14 protein-coding genes are annotated in these 18,663 nt (G+C 43.0%); 4 read left to right on the top strand and 10 right to left on the bottom strand.

Annotated elements, in window-relative coordinates; translation table 11 throughout:
- From B158_RS0100900 to metK, 3 genes are all read right to left on the bottom strand, one after another.
- Window positions 1–1,350 (bottom strand): adenosylmethionine--8-amino-7-oxononanoate transaminase, encoded by a 1,350-nt coding sequence (locus tag B158_RS0100900; RefSeq protein WP_026309169.1) that lies wholly within the window; start codon window positions 1,348–1,350, stop codon window positions 1–3.
- 149 nt (window positions 1,351–1,499) lie between these two features.
- Window positions 1,500–2,897 (bottom strand): adenosylhomocysteinase, encoded by a 1,398-nt coding sequence (gene ahcY, locus B158_RS0100895; RefSeq protein WP_018623436.1) that lies wholly within the window; start codon window positions 2,895–2,897, stop codon window positions 1,500–1,502.
- An 89-nt stretch (window positions 2,898–2,986) separates the two neighbouring features.
- The gene (gene metK / locus B158_RS0100890; protein WP_018623435.1) at window positions 2,987–4,147 is read right to left on the bottom strand and encodes a methionine adenosyltransferase; all 1,161 of its coding nucleotides are present in this window, start codon (window positions 4,145–4,147) and stop codon (window positions 2,987–2,989) included.
- 400 nt (window positions 4,148–4,547) lie between these two features.
- Here metK and B158_RS0100885 point away from each other — a divergent pair, with 400 nt between their 5' ends.
- Both B158_RS0100885 and B158_RS0100880 read left to right on the top strand, forming a co-directional pair.
- Window positions 4,548–5,405, top strand: coding sequence for an ion transporter (locus tag B158_RS0100885; protein ID WP_018623434.1), 858 nt, complete (start codon window positions 4,548–4,550; stop codon window positions 5,403–5,405).
- Between the two features lie 72 nt (window positions 5,406–5,477).
- The gene (locus B158_RS0100880) at window positions 5,478–8,972 is read left to right on the top strand and encodes a PKD domain-containing protein (RefSeq protein ID WP_018623433.1); all 3,495 of its coding nucleotides are present in this window, start codon (window positions 5,478–5,480) and stop codon (window positions 8,970–8,972) included.
- A 55-nt stretch (window positions 8,973–9,027) separates the two neighbouring features.
- Here the strand turns inward: B158_RS0100880 and B158_RS0100875 are convergent, their stop codons facing one another.
- Both B158_RS0100875 and coq7 read right to left on the bottom strand, forming a co-directional pair.
- Window positions 9,028–9,399 carry a DUF6746 family protein gene (locus tag B158_RS0100875; protein WP_018623432.1) on the bottom strand — a complete coding sequence of 124 codons (372 nt, stop codon included), beginning with the start codon at window positions 9,397–9,399 and terminating at the stop codon, window positions 9,028–9,030.
- A gap of 110 nt (window positions 9,400–9,509) precedes the next feature.
- A complete protein-coding gene (gene coq7 / locus B158_RS0100870; protein WP_018623431.1) occupies window positions 9,510–10,148 on the bottom strand; it encodes a 2-polyprenyl-3-methyl-6-methoxy-1,4-benzoquinone monooxygenase in 639 nt (212 codons plus the stop codon).
- A gap of 111 nt (window positions 10,149–10,259) precedes the next feature.
- Here coq7 and B158_RS0100865 point away from each other — a divergent pair, with 111 nt between their 5' ends.
- Together B158_RS0100865 and B158_RS0100860 are read left to right on the top strand one after the other, a co-directional pair.
- The gene (locus B158_RS0100865) at window positions 10,260–11,759 is read left to right on the top strand and encodes an AAA family ATPase (protein ID WP_018623430.1); all 1,500 of its coding nucleotides are present in this window, start codon (window positions 10,260–10,262) and stop codon (window positions 11,757–11,759) included.
- Window positions 11,760–11,775: 16 nt separating this feature from the next.
- Window positions 11,776–12,375 (top strand): glutathione S-transferase N-terminal domain-containing protein, encoded by a 600-nt coding sequence (locus tag B158_RS0100860; RefSeq protein ID WP_228127049.1) that lies wholly within the window; start codon window positions 11,776–11,778, stop codon window positions 12,373–12,375.
- 25 nt (window positions 12,376–12,400) lie between these two features.
- Here B158_RS0100860 and B158_RS0100855 read toward each other — a convergent pair whose 3' ends face one another.
- The 5 genes from B158_RS0100855 to purH form a co-directional block, all read right to left on the bottom strand.
- Entirely contained in the window at window positions 12,401–12,733 is a 333-nt protein-coding gene (locus tag B158_RS0100855) for a YdbL family protein (RefSeq protein WP_018623428.1), read from the bottom strand.
- Between the two features lie 11 nt (window positions 12,734–12,744).
- Window positions 12,745–12,939, bottom strand: a complete 195-nt coding sequence (locus B158_RS0100850) for a YnbE family lipoprotein (protein WP_018623427.1) — start codon at window positions 12,937–12,939, stop codon at window positions 12,745–12,747.
- A gap of 63 nt (window positions 12,940–13,002) precedes the next feature.
- Entirely contained in the window at window positions 13,003–15,642 is a 2,640-nt protein-coding gene (locus B158_RS0100845) for an intermembrane phospholipid transport protein YdbH family protein (RefSeq protein ID WP_018623426.1), read from the bottom strand.
- Window positions 15,643–15,734: 92 nt separating this feature from the next.
- On the bottom strand, window positions 15,735–17,018 hold the full coding sequence (purD, locus tag B158_RS0100840; RefSeq protein ID WP_018623425.1) for a phosphoribosylamine--glycine ligase: 1,284 nt from the start codon (window positions 17,016–17,018) through the stop codon (window positions 15,735–15,737).
- A gap of 17 nt (window positions 17,019–17,035) precedes the next feature.
- On the bottom strand, window positions 17,036–18,601 hold the full coding sequence (purH, locus tag B158_RS0100835) for a bifunctional phosphoribosylaminoimidazolecarboxamide formyltransferase/IMP cyclohydrolase (RefSeq protein WP_018623424.1): 1,566 nt from the start codon (window positions 18,599–18,601) through the stop codon (window positions 17,036–17,038).
- Window positions 18,602–18,663 lie beyond the last annotated feature (62 nt).

The following is an 18,663-nucleotide window of genomic DNA, read 5'->3' as shown; positions in this document are numbered from 1 at the left end:
TTAATCCTTAGTTGCCAATTGGATACCTTGCCACGCGATGTCAGCCAGTTTATCGATTTCTTCAGGGGTTATGACGTAGGGTGGCATAAAGTAAACGACATTGCCCAGCGGGCGTAATAAAGCGCCTTGTGATAAGGAATATTCATAAACTCGCATTCCACGTCGTTCTTTCCAGTCATAAGGTGTACGAGTCTTTTTATCCTGTACCATTTCTGCAGCCAGAATCATCCCCGTCTGTCTAACCTCAGCGATATTGGAATGATCAGCAAAATGAGCAGTCGCTTGCGCCATGTGTTGTGCTAATACTTTATTGTTCTCAATAATGGGCTGACTTTGGAAAATATCGAGAGTTGCCTTGGCCACTGCACAACCGGTGGCATAGCCAGTGTAACTGTGTGAATGAAGGAAGGCTGTAAGCTTTTCATAATCATCATAAAAAGCCTGAAAAATTGTCTCTTTGGTCAACATGGCAGATAAAGGCAAAAAGCCTGCCGTTAATCCTTTTGATACACACATAAAGTCGGGACTGATATTTGCCTGCTCACAGGCAAACAATGTACCGGTTCTACCAAAGCCAACAGCGATTTCATCAGCGATCAGGTGAACATCATATTGGTCACACAGTTTGCGTAATTCGCTAAGGTAGACAGGATGATACATGCGCATACCCGATGCACATTGGACTAAGGGTTCAACGATGATGGCTGCAACGTTTTCATGCTCTCGCTCGACCAGGGCGCGCATCTTTTCAAATTGACGCAAGGAGTAATCATGCCAGCTTTCGCCTTCCTCACGATAAAAACAATCAGGTGAAGGTGCCGTCATGACATTAAACATTAATGACTTATAAGGCGCCTTATAGAGTCCTAGATCGGAAACTGCCAGAGCCCCTGTCGTTTCGCCATGATAGCCGCTTTCAAGCGCAATAAATTTAGTCTTGTCGGGCTTTCCAGCCAATTGCCAGTAATGGACACTCATTTTCAAGGCTATTTCGACAGCTGAAGAACCATTCTCACCGTAAAAAACACGGTCTAGACCTTCAGGGGTCATAGCCACAAGTTGTTCGGCGAGGTCGATGGCGGGCTCATGAGTAAAACCAGCAAAAATAACATGCTCAAGTTTATCCACTTGCTCTTTCATGGCATTGGCAATGGTGGGGTTACTATGACCAAATAGGTTAACCCACCATGAGCTGACAGCATCGATGTAGCGATTACCATCAAAATCTTCTAAATAGACGCCATCGCCACGCTTAATTGGTGTCATAGGGTAGCGCTCATAATCTTTCATTTGACTGCAGGGGTGCCAAAGCACAGCTAAGTCACGTTTTTTAAGGGAAGCGTTATCCATAGAAATATATTGAAACCATTGAAAAATGATGGCGCTATTATCGCGTATTTGAGAGGAAGACTCAAAGCCAGAGTCTCAGGGAATATATTTGTATATTGGTCAAAAAAGCCGGCAAGTGCCGGCTTTCTCAAGTGCTAACAAAGCAGGGATTAATAACGGTAATGTTCAGGTTTGTAAGGACCTTCAACCGGTACATTAATATAATCTGCCTGATCTTGACGAAGCGTTGTCAAACGAGCACCAATTCTTTCAAGGTGCAACTTAGCGACTTTTTCGTCTAGATGCTTAGGTAAGATATAAACATCATTGTCGTATTTATCGCCATTTCTCCACAACTCAATTTGAGCCAACACCTGGTTGGTGAATGAGTTGGACATAACAAAGCTTGGGTGGCCAGTAGCACAACCAAGGTTTACTAGACGACCTTTAGCCAATAGCGTAATACGCTTACCATCTGGGAAACGAATTTGATCAACTTGTTCTTTAACATTGATCCACTCGTATTTTTCAAGGCTAGCAACATCGATTTCGTTATCAAAGTGACCAATATTACAAACGATAGCCTGATCTTTCATGCGAACCATGTGTTCATGGCGAATGATGTCATAGTTACCAGTTGCTGTTACAAAGATATCAGCCTGTTCAACAATGTTTGGATCTTCAAGGTCAACCACACGGAAACCTTCCATCGCAGCCTGTAAGGCACAGATTGGATCGATTTCAGTTACCCATACTGTCGCACCTAAACCACGAAGTGATTGTGCAGAACCTTTACCAACATCACCGTAACCACAAACAATAGAGATTTTACCCGCGATCATAACGTCGGTTGCACGCTTGATACCGTCAACCAATGACTCACGACAACCGTAAAGGTTATCAAACTTAGACTTAGTTACTGAATCATTAACATTGATTGCTGGGAACGGTAGTTCGCCACGTTTCTTCATTTGATAAAGACGCGCAACACCTGTGGTGGTTTCTTCAGTGACACCCTGAATGTTAGCCAAGGTACGAGAGTAGAAATCGCTGTCTTCAGAAAGTTTTACTTTGATGGCTTTGAACAGAGCAACTTCTTCTTCACTCTTAGGGTTATCCAAAACTGAAATATCTTTTTCTGCACGAGTACCTAGAATTAGTAGAGTTGTAGCATCGCCACCATCGTCAAGAATCATGTTTGGTGAGCCACCGTCATGCCATTCCATGATGTGGTGCGTGTATTCCCAATACTCATCCAGAGTTTCGCCTTTGTAGGCAAAAACTGGAATACCTTGATCCGCAATTGCGGCAGCAGCATGATCCTGAGTGGAATAGATATTACAGGATGCCCAACGAACTTCTGCGCCAAGGGCGACCAGAGTTTCGATCAACATGGCCGTCTGGATTGTCATGTGTAGAGAACCCGCAATGCGAGCGCCCTTAAGAGGTTGTTCTGAACCATATTCTTCGCGAATGGCCATTAAGCCAGGCATTTCGCTTTTTGCGATATCAATTTCTTTGTGGCCCCAATCGGCTAGAGCAATATCTTTAATGATGTGGTCAGTCATAATGTTCCCAAATTGTTCGGCTCTTTCCTAAGGTATTATCAGAAAACTGATACCGAAAGAGCCATCTAGTGAGTGAAAAAATAATAAGGTTATAGACCTGCAGCAGCACGCAATGCTTCAGCTTTATCTGTTCTTTCCCAAGTAAAACTGTCTTCAGTACGGCCAAAGTGACCATAAGCTGCAGTAGCCTGATAAATTGGCTGTAGCAAGTTAAGCATCTTAGTTAAGCCTCGAGGACGAAGGTCAAAGTGCTCGCGTACCAGCTCGACTAATTTATCTTCGCTGACTTTACCAGTGCCAAAAGTGTTAACGCTTATAGATGTTGGTTCGGCCACACCAATCGCGTAAGAAACCTGAATCTCACAACGATCTGCAAGACCAGCTGCAACGATATTTTTTGCAACGTAACGGCCTGCGTAAGCAGCACTGCGGTCTACTTTTGAAGGGTCTTTACCAGAGAAAGCACCACCACCATGGCGCGCCATACCACCGTAGGTATCAACGATAATTTTACGGCCGGTCAAACCGCAGTCGCCCATTGGGCCACCAATAACAAACTTGCCCGTTGGGTTTACAAAGTACTTGGTTTTATCGCTAATCCATTCCGCTGGAAGAACAGGCTTGATGATTTCTTCAATTACAGCTTCCTGCAAATCTTTCTGTGAAATCTCTGGATCATGCTGTGTTGATAATACCACCGCATCGATACCAACAGGCTTGTCATTTTCATAACGGAAAGTCAGCTGACTTTTAGCGTCAGGACGTAACCAAGCTAGTTTACCATTCTTGCGTAGCTCAGCCTGCTTTTGAACCAGACGGTGAGAATAAGTGATAGGTGCTGGCATTAACACGTCGGTTTCGTTTGATGCATATCCGAACATCAAACCTTGATCGCCTGCGCCTTGCGCTTCTGGATCGTCACGGTCAACACCTTGAGCAATGTCCGGACTCTGTTTGCCGATGGCGTTTAGTACGGCACAGGATTCCCAGTCAAAACCCATTTCCGAGCTGTTATAGCCAATTTGCTTAATGGTGTTACGAGCTAGTTCTTCAATATCAACCCACGCGGAAGTGGCTACTTCACCAGCAACAATGACCATGCCGGTTTTAACCATGGTCTCAACTGCAACGCGAGCATTGATATCCTGAGCTAGGATCGCATCAAGAACTGCATCGGAAATTTGATCGGCAATTTTGTCTGGATGTCCTTCAGAAACGGACTCCGACGTGAATACGGAATAATTGCTCATTTCTACTTAGTTACCTTTTATTAAAACTAAAGTGAAAAACCAGCCTTACTATATTGCCTTTAAAAGGCTGAAGCGCTGGTCAAAAAGTAGGCGGATTTTACACTGTTTAGACGTCTAAATCACCTATTTTTACACCTTTGCCTGTGAAAATCACATGAAAAGAATTGGCTTTTATTATAATCAGACTAATAGATAATGAAACCGACAAAAAGTTACAAATAGTAATGAAATCAATAACAAAAACCTTACATAATTTAATGGTATACCTACAGCTAAGGGCTGGCTTTAAATTAGAAAATGCTAAATATGGATTGATACATATCACCTATAACTAATCGTAATAATTGATTAGAATCTAAATACTAAGCAGCATGACTTAATGAATAAGCGGGAAGGAACGATGACGCCAGAATTTAAATACAGAAAACATAAGTTTGATGAAGGGGAACCACTGTCTCCCTGGCGGGAAAAGATTCATGAAGTCATATTTGAGGCAGATACCTTTGCCGGAAAAACCTTCGATGTAGCCTTAATAATCACCATCTTCCTCAGCGTACTGGCGGTAATGCTTGATAGTGTCCAGGTTATTTCTGTTCAATATGGAAGCATGTTGTTCGCCGCAGAATGGGCCTTTACCATTCTATTCACCATTGAATATATTTTACGGCTGATAAGTGTTCGCAAGCCTATGCTGTACGCAAAGAGCTTTTATGGCGTCGTCGATCTATTATCTATTCTGCCGACTTACCTGACATTGATCATCGTTGACGCAAAATACTTCCTGGTCATTCGAATCTTAAGGGTTTTAAGAATATTCAGGATATTCAAGCTGGCAAATTATATGGGCGAGGCCAGTATGATGATGAATGCGCTACGTAACAGCCGCGCTAAAATCAGTGTTTTCCTGTATACCGTATTGATGTCAGTAGTAGTGTTTGGATCGTTAGTTTACGTCATCGAAGGTCCTGAAAATGGTTTCAGCAGCATTCCAAAGTCGGTTTACTGGGCAATCGTAACATTGACAACTGTTGGGTATGGCGACATTTCACCACAAACGCCTGTCGGTCAGTTTTTAGCATCCTGCATTATGATTCTAGGTTATGGATTAATTGCAGTACCAACAGGGATTTACAGCGCAGAAATAACCCGCGAGGCTATGAAAAAGAAAGATGTTACTAATAATGCATGCCCTTCTTGTGCCTATGAAGGTCATGATAAAGACGCAGAATTTTGTAAAAAATGTGGAGCTAAACTATAAAAAAGTGTCGAAAAATTGAACACAAGTCAAAAATGCATATAATACTGCCTTTTATAATAAAAAGATTGGGATATGAAAAAAATACAATATGGAATCCTTGTAGCGATTCTGCCACTCGTTCTTGCGTTTAGTTACTACCTAACATTTTCTGCAACGAAACCAATTTCCATAGTAGAAGATATAAATCAATCAAGCGTTGCTGCAACATTGTCAACAGCTAATGACAGCATTGCATTTAAAGGGCATTACTTTTTTAGAAGCTATGTAGAAGAAACGGGAACCGAAATATGGAGCTCAGATAAAAACGGAAATACATCTTTGGCTTTGGAAACCATAGAGGGACCAAATCAGGCTTCAACTATTGAAGTATTTACTGACGGTAATTTTCTCTATTACGTCATAACCGGAGTCGGTCAAAATAATGCCGATGTTATTTATTATTTAGAGCAACCAGGTGATGACTTTAAAACATTGGATCTTGGGCTGAGATATTACAACGGAAGATTTAAGAAGCTGGGTAATACCTGGTATGGACTTGCTAGGGACATAACAACAAACAAGCAAAGTATAGTGGCATTTAATGGATCATCAACTGTTCCGATTGCAGTAGACGACCAAAATGCAAATTATAACATTTTAGACTTCACAGAATTTAATGGAGAACTTAACGTAATAGTTCGTTCATACAGTAATGACAATATTGAGCACAGGCGGGTTGTTAATGACTCAATTGAAACATTAAATGCAGTCTCTGGTTATAACATTCAAAGTCTTTACCAAACTAATAGTGACTTGTACTATTTTATATACGATACAAATTACAATTTAGTTTTATATCATTTTGATGGCACAACAACTAATTATGTTGACGGTTTTTATAACATATCTGAGTTATGGGGTACTGATGGAGATAACTTGATATTCTATGCAAAAAAAGATGATTTAAGTAAGAACCAACTATGGAGCTTGAACGGCAGCAGTCTCCTGCAACTAACTAACTATAATGATAATTATACATATGTAAGAAGGATGACTTCTACAGAGCAAGGCCTGTATTTTTTGATACAGGATCAAGAGGGTACTAGATTACAGTACCTTGCAAACGGGATAATAGAAACAGTTGTATTAGATGCTGAAACATTCGATAACAACTATACAGCTGAGCCATTTGTAACTCACAACGGAAGTGTCTATTTATCTGGAAGATATAGTGAAAACTCTGCCTATTATAGTGCGTATTGGAAGGTAACAAATGGAGTTGCTGAACGTGTACTTTCTAAAGAGGGTTACTTAGGAAATTCAAAAACATTTACCCTTAATGGCGAGTTATATAATTTTGTAGATGCTGGAATCCAAACCCAACTTTATCGCCTTGATGATCCATCTAATATTGCTTCACTAGTCGGTACATTTGATATCAGGAATCTAGCTAGCTTAGAAGCAGATGACTCCACTAATACTATATTTGCCAGTGGGTATACGGGTGCAAACTCAAACATTTATGCAGTGCACGATACCTTAGCAAATAAGCTGATAATTGAAGGAGCAACGGGCAGTAGTAACCCAACCAACTTTGTTAGCGTAAAAGGTAAGACGTACTTTTTAGCAGTGGAGGATGACCGACAAACTGTTTGGAAATCAGATGGTTATACTGCAGAAAAAATACCAGGAATAGAGGCAGATGGAGTTGGGGAAGATATTATGACCCTGGAAAAACTCGATGATAACCTCTTGATTTTAACAAGGTCTTTTACAGATTCAAGATATCGTATTTGGATTTACGATGGTTCTGAAACACGGCTGCTTAGCGAAAATGTGAACACTGTGTTCAATGAGGAAATATACTTATCAGATGAAGGTACCGCTTATTTCTTAGGTGCTATAGGTGGTGACTATGGTCGGTCGCTAATAAAAATTACTGATAATGGTTTAGTCGAACTTTATAACTCTGCAAGTGTAAACAGATTAGATATAAATAATAATGGAGTTTTCTTCCAGACAGGAGCTCGAGATTATGTAGAGCTTTGGAAAGAAGAAAATAATGCAGTTAAAAAAATTAGCAATGAATCAAATTCCGTTTTTGAAAGTTATGAATCCAGATTCTACACTGAGAGTGCTTATACATATTTTTCCGGATGTGACAGCGAAGGTAACTTTACCTTAACTAGCTATTCAGAAGAAAGTGGAATATCTCAAGTTGATACATCGGAGCTTTCTGTAGATGGTTGTTGGAGCGTTAAAGTTTATGAGCTAGGTAATGAGATAGCTATAATTACCCCTCCAACAGTTGAGTCAGCTAGTAAGCTTTGGAGTTTGCAGAGTGGTGTTATTGAGCTTGTATCAGATGACTTTTACAACATAAGTAGTGGAGGTCAGGCTCTAAATAACAAGCTATACTTCAAAGCGGCAGCTTCACAACAAGAAAGTTATACTTTGTATGTATATGCAGATGGAGAGATTGTTAATACATTCTTACCCTCTGCATATAATTTTTGGTTAGGCAATAATGACAAAGAGCAAGGCAAAGACTGGATTATTTTGCCCGGGTCGGGTGGGGCTAAAATATATTCATTTGATGGCTCTAACGTCACCCTTATGAATTCGTTGAAAAGTAACTTCCAGTCAATAAGCTCATTAGTGGAGTTGGGCGACTATACAATATTACAAGTTATCAGTGGTTATCCACTCTACCATGATCTTGTTGCGTTAGATAAGAGTGGGGAACTAACATACTTAAATCCTGCACAGGAATTCAATTTTATTAGCGATAATAATAATGGTGACTATCCTATCGCGAGAGGCCATGGTAAATGGTTATTTATGCAGGCGTGCCACTATACCATTGGTTGTGAGCCGTTCTCCATGAACGTCAATATCGCTCCGGTAGCAAAAGTAAGTATTACCAGTAGCACGGTTTACAGTGGTCATGTCGTTGAGCTGGATGGAACTGTTACCGAGGATATTGACGGCAACATAATTGAATATATCTGGTCTGTAATATCTGGACCCAGTGTTGAAATCAATAGTCCTGAGTCAGGGAAAGCCAGTTTTATTGCACCAACAGTTGAAACTTCGACCACAATCGAATTGCAACTTGAGGTTGTTGATGATGGTTACGATAAAGACTCGACAACTCAAAAGGTAACTGTGCTTCCAAATACAGGCCCGAATGCAGTCATAAACGCGCCTGCACAAGCTAATGAGGGACAAGTTGTTCAACTGGATGCAACTCAATCATCAGATCCTGAAAGTGATGATCTTACTTTCTATTGGGAAGTTGTGTCAGGTCAAAATGTGTCCATCGTAAATCAAACTGCTGCTTTGACTGAATTCTCAGTGCCCAGTATCAATCAAGATACAAGTGTTACCGTTAGATTAACTGTCCAAGACGCTGTAGGAAACACCGCACAAGATGAAGTTGAAATTATTCTTAAGAACGTGAGCTCTGGTACGCCAGATAATGGTTCTGGCGATGGTGGCTCAGGTGGTGGTGGCTCTACAAACTGGCTACTGTTGCTAATGCTTACAATGATAATGATGATAAGATTTGGTTATTATCGTAGATAAGGCAAGTAAAAAAAGGTAGCCAATTGGCTACCTTTTTTTGTTAAGTAGGAGCAAATTATTTACCTATCAAATCCTTTGTGCCTTGCAGATATTCTTTACCCTTTTGCTGCACAGTCTCTGGGTCATTGGTTTCAGAGGCGATGTGTACTTTCTCCAAGTTTTCCTGGGTTTGGTCTAAGTGCTGTTCAATGAACTGTAGTGCATTTTCCAAGCTGTAAGACATCTGATGTATTTCAGCCATTGTGTAAGGGGTGAGTTCGTATTTGATACGCCCTTCAAGCTGGGTATTGTACTTCTCTATTATCGCAATGGCTTCGGCCATGGTTTCTGGCTTTTCGCCCTTAAAATGTCGGACGTCGGTTGCGTGGACAACTGATACTGTTGCTGCAGCAAGAATAATTGCTGAGATGGTTTTGCGAAGTGACATATTTAGCCCTTGTTGAGAATGATTGTTGTTTGCATTTTACTCTTGACTCAGGGCTGTGCCAAGTGATGAAGATCAATTCATTGATAGAAAATATAAATAATCAGATCCGCTTATACATAGTAAACACTAGAGGTCATCACTTTGGACATCAGGCTCATGGCGCCTTTTATGGGCTTGGGCAATTCGGCCCCTCCATGCTCAATCGCAACGGTGGCGTGTTTCAGTTCTTCTTCGCGCATCTGTTGCAGAATAACCCGACTCTTGCTGTCCTGAATAGGTAGCTTTTGCAGGTGATCGTCAAGGTGGCGACAGACTTGATGTTCAGTCTCAGCAACAAAGCCCAGGCTCCACTTATCACCAGCAATACCGGCCAGAGCGCCTATAGTAAAGGAGCTGGCATACCAGAGAGGGTTGAGCAGGCTTTCGCGGCTGCCCAGCTCATGGATACGTTCGCTACACCAGGCCAGATGGTCGACTTCTTCCTGTGCCGCCTGTTCCATTTTGTCACGAACATTGGGCAATTTTGCAGTAAGTGCCTGCCCCTGATATAGGGCCTGAGCGCAGACCTCTCCGGTATGGTTGATGCGCATCAAACTGGCAGCATGACGCTTTTCCTGATCGGACATCTTAGATTCGTCAATGTCTTGCGCCGGAGTAGGTCTCGTCTTGGTATCGTAAATACCCCGAGTTGTTTTTAGCGCTGAGTCTGCTACTAGACAGAGTCGATCAAAAAAGCTGAATTGACGCATAGATCTGCTACACTTATTTGCTCAAAGAAAAGCTATTGTAGCGATAAATCTAATAAAAGTTAATCTAGGCCACTGGCCGCAAGAATAGGAAATAGAGGCAATTTATTAATCATGGGTGATACTTTAGAAAAAAATGATCTGGCTATACTGATTGAATCGAAAAACCCCATCATCGTCATTGAGTCACATGAAGAGAGCCGTGTTACAGAGCTATTGACCAAGGTCGCGATAAAACTCAAAAAGCCGTTGTTCGGCTGGCATTTGACGGAAGGTTTGCGTCGCGTGGAAATGACCGATTCGCATTTTGCGCCCTTAGATAATACACAGAAGCCTGACGATTGCCTGAAGCATATTAAGCGTATGGAGCGCCCAGGAATCTACGTGCTCTATGATTTTCATCCCTTTCTCGATGAGCATCACCCAGAGCAGGTGCGACTGGTTAAAGATATCGCTTTACAGTTTCAAAAATATCACCAGACATTAATCTTTGTCAGTCATAAGTTAAAACTTCCAGAAGAAATTCGACGCTTCTCAGCTAAGTTTGAGCTACGACTACCTAGCCATGCTGAACTTGAAAAGTTAATTCATGCCGAAGCCACCCGCTGGGCGCTTGGTAATCAGGGACAAAAAGTAAGAACTGATAAGACTACTATGCAGCGACTGGTACAAAATCTTACCGGGCTAACCTTGAGCGATGCACAACAGATTATCCGAAACCTGATTTATGACGATGGGGCCATCACCGATTGTGAAATGGATAAAGTGAACCGTGCGCGTTATGAGTTGCTGGATGTAAACGGTGCGGTTCATTATGAATATGAAACGGCCCATTTTGCCGATGTCGGTGGTATGCAGGTACTCAAAAACTGGCTTGAGCGGCGCCGAAAGATATTCCTCGATGACCGCGATTTAGGCCTTGATAAACCGAAAGGCATTATGCTGGTTGGTGTGCAGGGTGGTGGTAAATCATTAGCCGCTAAAGCGGTTGCCGGTATGTGGGGAGTACCACTACTGCGTCTCGACTTTGGTGCGCTTTACAGCAAATGGCATGGCGAGAGTGAAAATAACCTGCGTGAGTCACTTAAACTGGCGGAAATGATGGCGCCTTGCGTGCTATGGCTGGATGAAATCGAGAAAGGTATTTCAACCGGTGACAATGATGGCGGGACTTCAAAGCGAGTACTAGGCACTATGCTTACCTTTATGCAGGAAAATAAACTGCCGATTTTTATCGTCGCAACTGCCAACGATATTTCCGCTTTACCGCCGGAGTTGGTTCGAAAAGGGCGGCTCGATGAAATCTTCTTTGTCGACCTGCCGGATCATGATTCACGTCAGGAGATCATGCGAATCCATCTAAGCAAACGTAAACAGCAGGCAGAGCAGTTTGATTTAGAGGCTCTTGCCAAAGCTTGCGAAGGGTTTAGTGGAGCAGAGATTGAACAGGTCATCATTGCAGGGTTATATGCTGCGCATTACGATGATAACCCCCTTTGTGATGAAACCTTACTCAAAGAAATAGCAGCGACTAGCCCATTATCCAAAGTTATGGCCGAGAAAATGCAGGTGCTGAGAGACTGGGCCGATGGCAGAGCCGTTTTGGCCAATTAGGTGACAATAGGAGGGTATGATGAAACTAATTTATTCCACAGCATCACCGTACGCACGGACTGCAAGAATATTTATTCAGGAGCTTGGCTTACAGGAAGAGGTCAAAGAAGTTTTTCAGCACCCTTTTGAAAATCCAGAAGAGTTAATAGCTGCCAATCCGCTATGTAAGGTTCCATGCCTGATCACGGATGAGGGACAGGCTATTTTTGACAGCCAGGTAATTTGTGAGTACCTGGATTCAATAGCTGGTAATCAACTATTCAAAGATATCAGCCATGACTGGCATCAGAAGACCTTATATTCGCTGACGCGTGGATTGCTGGACTCGGCTGTGGCCTGGCAGCAGGACAAAATGCGTGAACCGGAGCAGCGTTCAGAGTTCTGGCAGGAGCGGTTTATTAAAAGTATTGATCGTGGGTTGGAATATTTTGAGCAAAGATTAGAAGAGCTTCCAAGAGACTTTTCAGCCATTCATGTCAATCTGATCACTGTACTGGACTATCTGGATTTCAGGCATCCGGAATATCAGTGGCAGGACAAGTTTGAGATTCTGAAAAAATGGTGGGTTGCTTATAAAGAAAAGCCTTCGATTGTTGCAACACAACCGAAGGCTTAGCAGAACTAATTAACAGACAGTCCTGTTATTTTTTACGCCAGGCACCGTTGATATTGATGTAGTGACCTCGTTGGGTCTTATCAAGATTACGCTTGGCGGCAATAGCTTCAACTTCTGCTAAAGTTATGTTCGCTTTACGAGCTTCCTGAGCATAAATGGTGCGACGTTTGTCATTAATGTCCTGAACAAATGAGCGAATTTGAGGACTTGGGTTAGATACTACAATCCCAACATAGCCTGTAGACATTTCGCCCACTATGCCTTGGTCTTTAAGTGTACCAATGTCCAGCGCCAATGCTTGGGCTGATAATAGTAAACTAACAATTAGCGCCATTATTGAATAACTTAGCTTTTTCATAATTGCCTCTCCTAAAATAACCCTGAGTCTTCACTCAAGGCTTTATCCAATTCACGTTCAACCTTGACCACAATTTCATGTTTAATGGTGAAATCACCAATGATGTGGATAGGTTTGTCTGGTGCTTCGAGTTTCACGGTACAGGCCGATACCAATATAGACAGGCTGGCAACGGAGACTAGAGCTGGTAATCCGCTTCTTTTCATACTCTTTCCTTACACAGATTATTACTGAAGATAAGTGTTATTGTACGAGCTTAACATGAATTATCACTGAATTTTGAGCAATTGCTTCTGTTTTAAATCATCAATGACCGGCGTGGCCATATCGCCAGTTACCAGCATTGAATAAAGAAGGTTTGGCAGATTTCCGCGCAATGTCAGATCCAGCTTGATCGGAAAGCCATTATAAAGTTCGGGGTTTGAGCCAAGGGCGTAAAGCGTAATGATGTAATCACCCTCGCTGTTGTAATCAATAGTGCCGCTAAGCTCTTTATAATGGAAATTTTCCAACGCCTGGAAGGCTATGTTGGCCTCTTTGCCGCCTTCAGATTTCAATTTTAAAACACCTGGTTTCTTACTGATAAAAGTACCATTGGTAATTTGACGACTACCCGGTATGATAATCAGTGGCAGAATGATGTCGAAGTTGCCACTAACAGATAGTTTTTCACTTTCCAACGCGGTAAGGAGTTGCTGCAAACTGATATTGGAAAGCAATAAACTGAATGGCTCAATCGTAGTTTTGTGCATATCAAAACGTGGAATGCTGATGGTGCCACCTAGCAACTGGCCTTTGATATCTTTAAACCGATAGTTGGTAGCTGTGTGGTCGAGTTTAAAGTTCAAGTCACGAATGGCAATACCAGCGGCCAGCTCTATGCTATCTATCTTAGCTGTAACACTTCCTTGCAATGCTGACTGCCTGCTCAGATTGTCTGCAATACTGGCGTTGTTTAGTGCCAATTTGTCATACAGCAGATTCAATTTATCAATACTCATGGCACCTTCAAAAAGCAGCTTTAGCGGGTCGCCTGATAATTTACTGATATTAAGATCACCGCCGGTAACCTGTAAGGCAGGATAAGCTTTTAAGAATGGCGTCCAGCTTTTAAGCGTCATCATTGGCAGGCTGGAGCGATCAATCTGTAGATTATGCGTGCCTGATTTAAGGTTGTAGGCGTAACGAACCGGAATAGTACTTTGCGAATGCTGCAGTGAGCCTTTGGCGGTAAAGGACTGCTTTAAAAGTTTCCAGTCAAATTGACCACTGACGTAATCAACTGCAACATTGTCAGTAAGATAGCTGGCTTGTATGAAACTCAAGTCACCATTAATGGCCGCATTGATCGGATCTGGTTTTAGTGAACCTTTAACTTCGTAGAGTATGAGCGGTTGCTCGTACAGGGATAATTGTTTTGCAGTGTAACTGGCCTGTAGATTGTTATTCTTTAGAGCAACCTGTGTTTTTAATTGCGACAATGTAACGGTTTCTTTGTCTAACTTGGCCTGCACATCAATTGGAGCTGCCAATTGAAGACTCAGTTTATTTTCATGCTTAGTATTTTCATTATTCAATGTCCCAGCAAGTGGTAGTGACCAGTTAGCTGAGCCTTGCCAGTCATTTGCGGGTATGTTAACAGTGTAGCTAGAACTTTTGAGATTAGATTTGCCGAGTTTAGCTAGCAGCTGTTGTGTATTAAAAGCAAGGTGTCCATTAGCCAGCTTAACTGAACTGTGAATAGCAGCGTTGATTGAGTCAGTCAGGAAAGTCGTAGTCTTCTCAGCAGTCTGATATTGTGTCGCTGGCAAGTTAATATTGAGTTTTATCTGTGAGCTTATCTGCTGCTCTGGAGCGCTAAGCGTTTGAGTAAGGTCAAAGTTAATAGACTCAGTGATGACACTTAGCTCAATGTCTTTAGTTTTGGCGTTAATATAAAGCTGACCATTAACGTCGAGGATTTGTGTTTTAGTGTTGAATTGAATATCAGTTGCTTTGCCTGCCGTTAATGTAAAGTTTGCCTGATTTGCCAGTTTCTTAGCCTCAAGGCTTAAACCATACTCTTTGGCATAACTGTTTATCTGCTGCTCAAACCAGGAGCGATTAAAGTCGATAGGTAATTCCAATCTACTATTTTCTGCGAGTTGCGCTGTAAACTGTTTATCATTAATTTGCTGAAGAGAGCCAGTTAAATCAAAGTTGATTGTTCCCAGATCGGCTGAATAAATTTGTATAAACGGAATCTGTGTGATTTGACCATTAAGACCAAACTGCCAGCCTGACTGCGCCATTGGCTGGGCACTAACCGTTAGCTGGTTGGAATCCTGCTGAATCTCTAAATTAATTGAGCTGAGCTGCTGTTGATGGTGACCAGCAGTCGCAGTAATGTCTGCTTCCAGGCCCATCCAATTGATATGGCTAGTCAGCTGAAGTTGCTCGTTATCACCTTCAAACTGGATATTGGATATTGCTATGTCCTGCGCAGCGATGCCCTTCAATTGCACCTGCTCAATGGAAAGTTGATTGACAGGTAATTGAGGTAGGGTGATAGTTTGCGGCAGTTGGAATTCAGAGTCGGTGCTTGAACTTTTTGCAGAAGTGACAGTTATAGTTGCTTTTTCAGCAGAAACAGAGAGCAGCTCTTGCTGCCACAGGGAGTAATGCAGTTCAGTGTCGGAGAGCTGCAGTAAGAGTTGGGTATCGCCATCAATCTGCAGCGTGAGATTTTTAACTTTGGTTCGGGTTAGCCCGGGACGTTCAAGTTCTAGTGATTCAAGTTTGATTGAAGGGGGAAAAAACTTGGCTAGTTGGCCGGGTACCCAATAGGGTGAAGTCCAGTAGGCGATCACAAACAGTAACGCCAGAACGGCGCTGATCCATGCAGTCCATTTTAGAATCTTTTTAATCAAATAAAACCAGTCCGCTTATAATTTTCTGAAGCACAAAAAAAAGCCTTACAGGTTAGTGTAAGGCTTTTTGATGAATGGTCAATGAACCAGGATTATTTTGACTGTTCGCGAGCAATTGCCCTGTGACCGATATCAGTACGGTAATAAACATTATCCCAGTTGATCTGTTTAACGCCTTCGTAGGCTTTGGCCTGGGCTTCAGTCACAGTATCACCTAACGCTACGACACATAAAACACGTCCACCGTTAGTAACAATCTGACCGTCTTTTTCGGTTGTACCTGCATGGAACACTTTAGCACCGGAAACAGAATCCAGACCATGAATAACATCGCCTTTGTGGTAGCTATCCGGGTAACCACCTGCAGCCATCACTACACCAACTGCTGCGCGAGAATCCCACTCAGCAGTGGCCGTATCAAGCTTGCCATCAAGTGCAGTTAAACAAAGTCCAACCAGATCAGATTGAAGACGACTCATGATAGGTTGTGTTTCAGGGTCACCAAAGCGACAGTTATACTCAAGTACTTTCGGTACACCGTCAGCATCAATCATCACACCAGCATATAAAAAGCCGGTGTAAGGATGACCTTCTGCCGCCATACCTTCAACAGTTGGAATAATAACCTGCTGCATGATGCGATCATGCATTTCTGGTGTAACCACTGGAGCAGGCGAATAAGCGCCCATACCGCCGGTATTAGGGCCTGTGTCGCCATTGTCGCGGGCTTTATGATCCTGTGAGGTCGCAAGTGGCAAAATGTTTTTGCCGTCAACCATCACGATAAAACTGGCTTCTTCACCTTGCAGGAACTCTTCGATAACTACACGATGACCGGCGTCACCAAATTTGTTGCCTGCCAACATATCGTCAATCGCAGCATCAGCTTCGTCAGTGGTCTGTGCAATAATAACGCCTTTACCTGCAGCCAGACCGTCAGCTTTGATCACGATAGGGGTACCCATTTCGCGAACATAGGCTTTGGCTGGTTCAATTTCGGTAAAGTTCTGATAGGCAGCAGTTGGAATATTGTGACGTGCTAAAAAGTCTTTGGTGAAAGCTTTTGAGCCCTCAAGCTGTGCAGCACCTTTGGATGGGCCAAAGCACTTAAGGCCAGCTTGGGTAAAGGCATCTACAACGCCAATCACTAACGGAGCTTCAGGACCAACGATGGTCAGGGCAACCTGATTGCCTTTGGCAAAATCGATAAGCGCATCAATATCTTCTACGCCAATGGCTACGGTTTTAATTTTGCTTTCCAGCGCGATACCCGCATTGCCTGGCGCTACAAAAACCGTATCTACTTCAGAAGACTGGGCCGCTTTCCATGCCAATGCATGCTCGCGACCACCACTACCAATAATTAAAACATTCATAGTCATGCTCACACTGATTAATGACGGAAATGACGCATACCAGTAAAGACCATGGCCATACCATGCTCATTGGCAGCTTCAATAACTTCATCGTCGCGAATTGAACCACCCGGTTGAATGACCGCGGTAATACCGGCTTCAGCAGCGGCATCAATGCCGTCGCGGAATGGGAAGAATGCATCAGAGGCCATTACAGAACCTTTCACTTCAAGATTTTCGTCAGCAGCTTTAATGCCTGCGATCTTGGCACTATAGACACGGCTCATTTGACCCGCGCCAACACCAATAGTCTGGCCATTACGGGCGTAGACAATGGCATTAGACTTGACGTATTTGGCCACTTTCCAGCAGAACATCAAATCGCGCATTTCTTCTTTGGTCGGTTCGCGTTTACTGACGATGCGAAGATCGTCTGCGAACACCATGCCAAGATCGCGATCTTGTACCAATAAACCGCCATTAACGCGTTTGAAATCATGTGCAGCAATCGGTGCCGACCATTCGCCACACTCAAGCAAACGAACGTTCTGCTTGCTGGCAACGGCTGCTTTGGCTTCTTCAGAAACTTTAGGCGCAATAATCACTTCAACAAACTGTCGGTCAACAATAGTTTTAGCGGTGTCACCATCCAGTTCGCGATTAAAGGCGATTATGCCACCGAACGCTGATGTTGGGTCGGTCTGGAACGCAAGCTCATAAGCTTGGCCAATGTTATCCGCTATTGCAACGCCACAAGGGTTAGCATGCTTTACGATAACACAGGCAGGCTCTTCAAAGCTTTTAACGCACTCAAGTGCAGCATCTGTGTCAGCTACGTTGTTAAAAGATAATTCCTTACCCTGAATTTGCTTGGCAGTAGCAACGCTAGCTTCCTGCGGATTGTGCTCAACATAGAAAGCAGCATTCTGATGTGGATTTTCGCCGTAACGCATATCCTGTGCTTTCTTGTATTGCACAGAATAGGTTGGTGGGAATTCGCTGTTATCATCTGCAGCCTGAACGCCAAGATAATTAGAAATAGCTGCGTCATAACGGGCAGTGTGGGCAAAGGCTTTGGCCGCCAGACGGAAACGGGTAGCCATATCAACGCCATCATTTTCAGTAATTTGGCGAGCAACTTCTTTAAAATCGTCATTTTCAACGACGATAGTGACATCCTGATGATTTTTAGCGGCAGAGCGAACCATGGTAGGGCCGCCGATATCGATATTTTCTATCGCATCTGAAAGAGTCGCATCGGCACGGGCAATAGTGCTTTCAAAAGGGTAAAGGTTCACTACAACCAGGTCGATGCCAATGATGCCGTGCTCCTGCATCACTTCATCATCCATACCGCGGCGGCCAAGAATGGCACCGTGAACTTTTGGATGAAGGGTTTTGACGCGACCATCCATCATTTCAGGAAAGCCGGTGTAATCTGCAACGTCGGTTACCGTGATGCCATTATCGCGCATCAATTTGGCAGTACCACCGGTTGATAAAATTTCGATGCCTTTATCGGCAAGGGCTTGGGCAAATTCAACTACACCAGTTTTATCCGAAACGCTGATCAAGGCGCGTTTGACTGGGCGATAGTTAGGCATGATAGCTCCTTAAAAAAATTTAGGGTTCTGATAAGAACCCTAATTTGAGGTGACTGATTGTG

Origin of the sequence: Kangiella aquimarina DSM 16071 (genome assembly GCF_000374105.1) — a bacterium.
Classification (GTDB): Bacteria; Pseudomonadota; Gammaproteobacteria; order Enterobacterales; family Kangiellaceae; genus Kangiella; species Kangiella aquimarina.
This window is presented reverse-complemented; position numbering and strand designations above follow the sequence as displayed.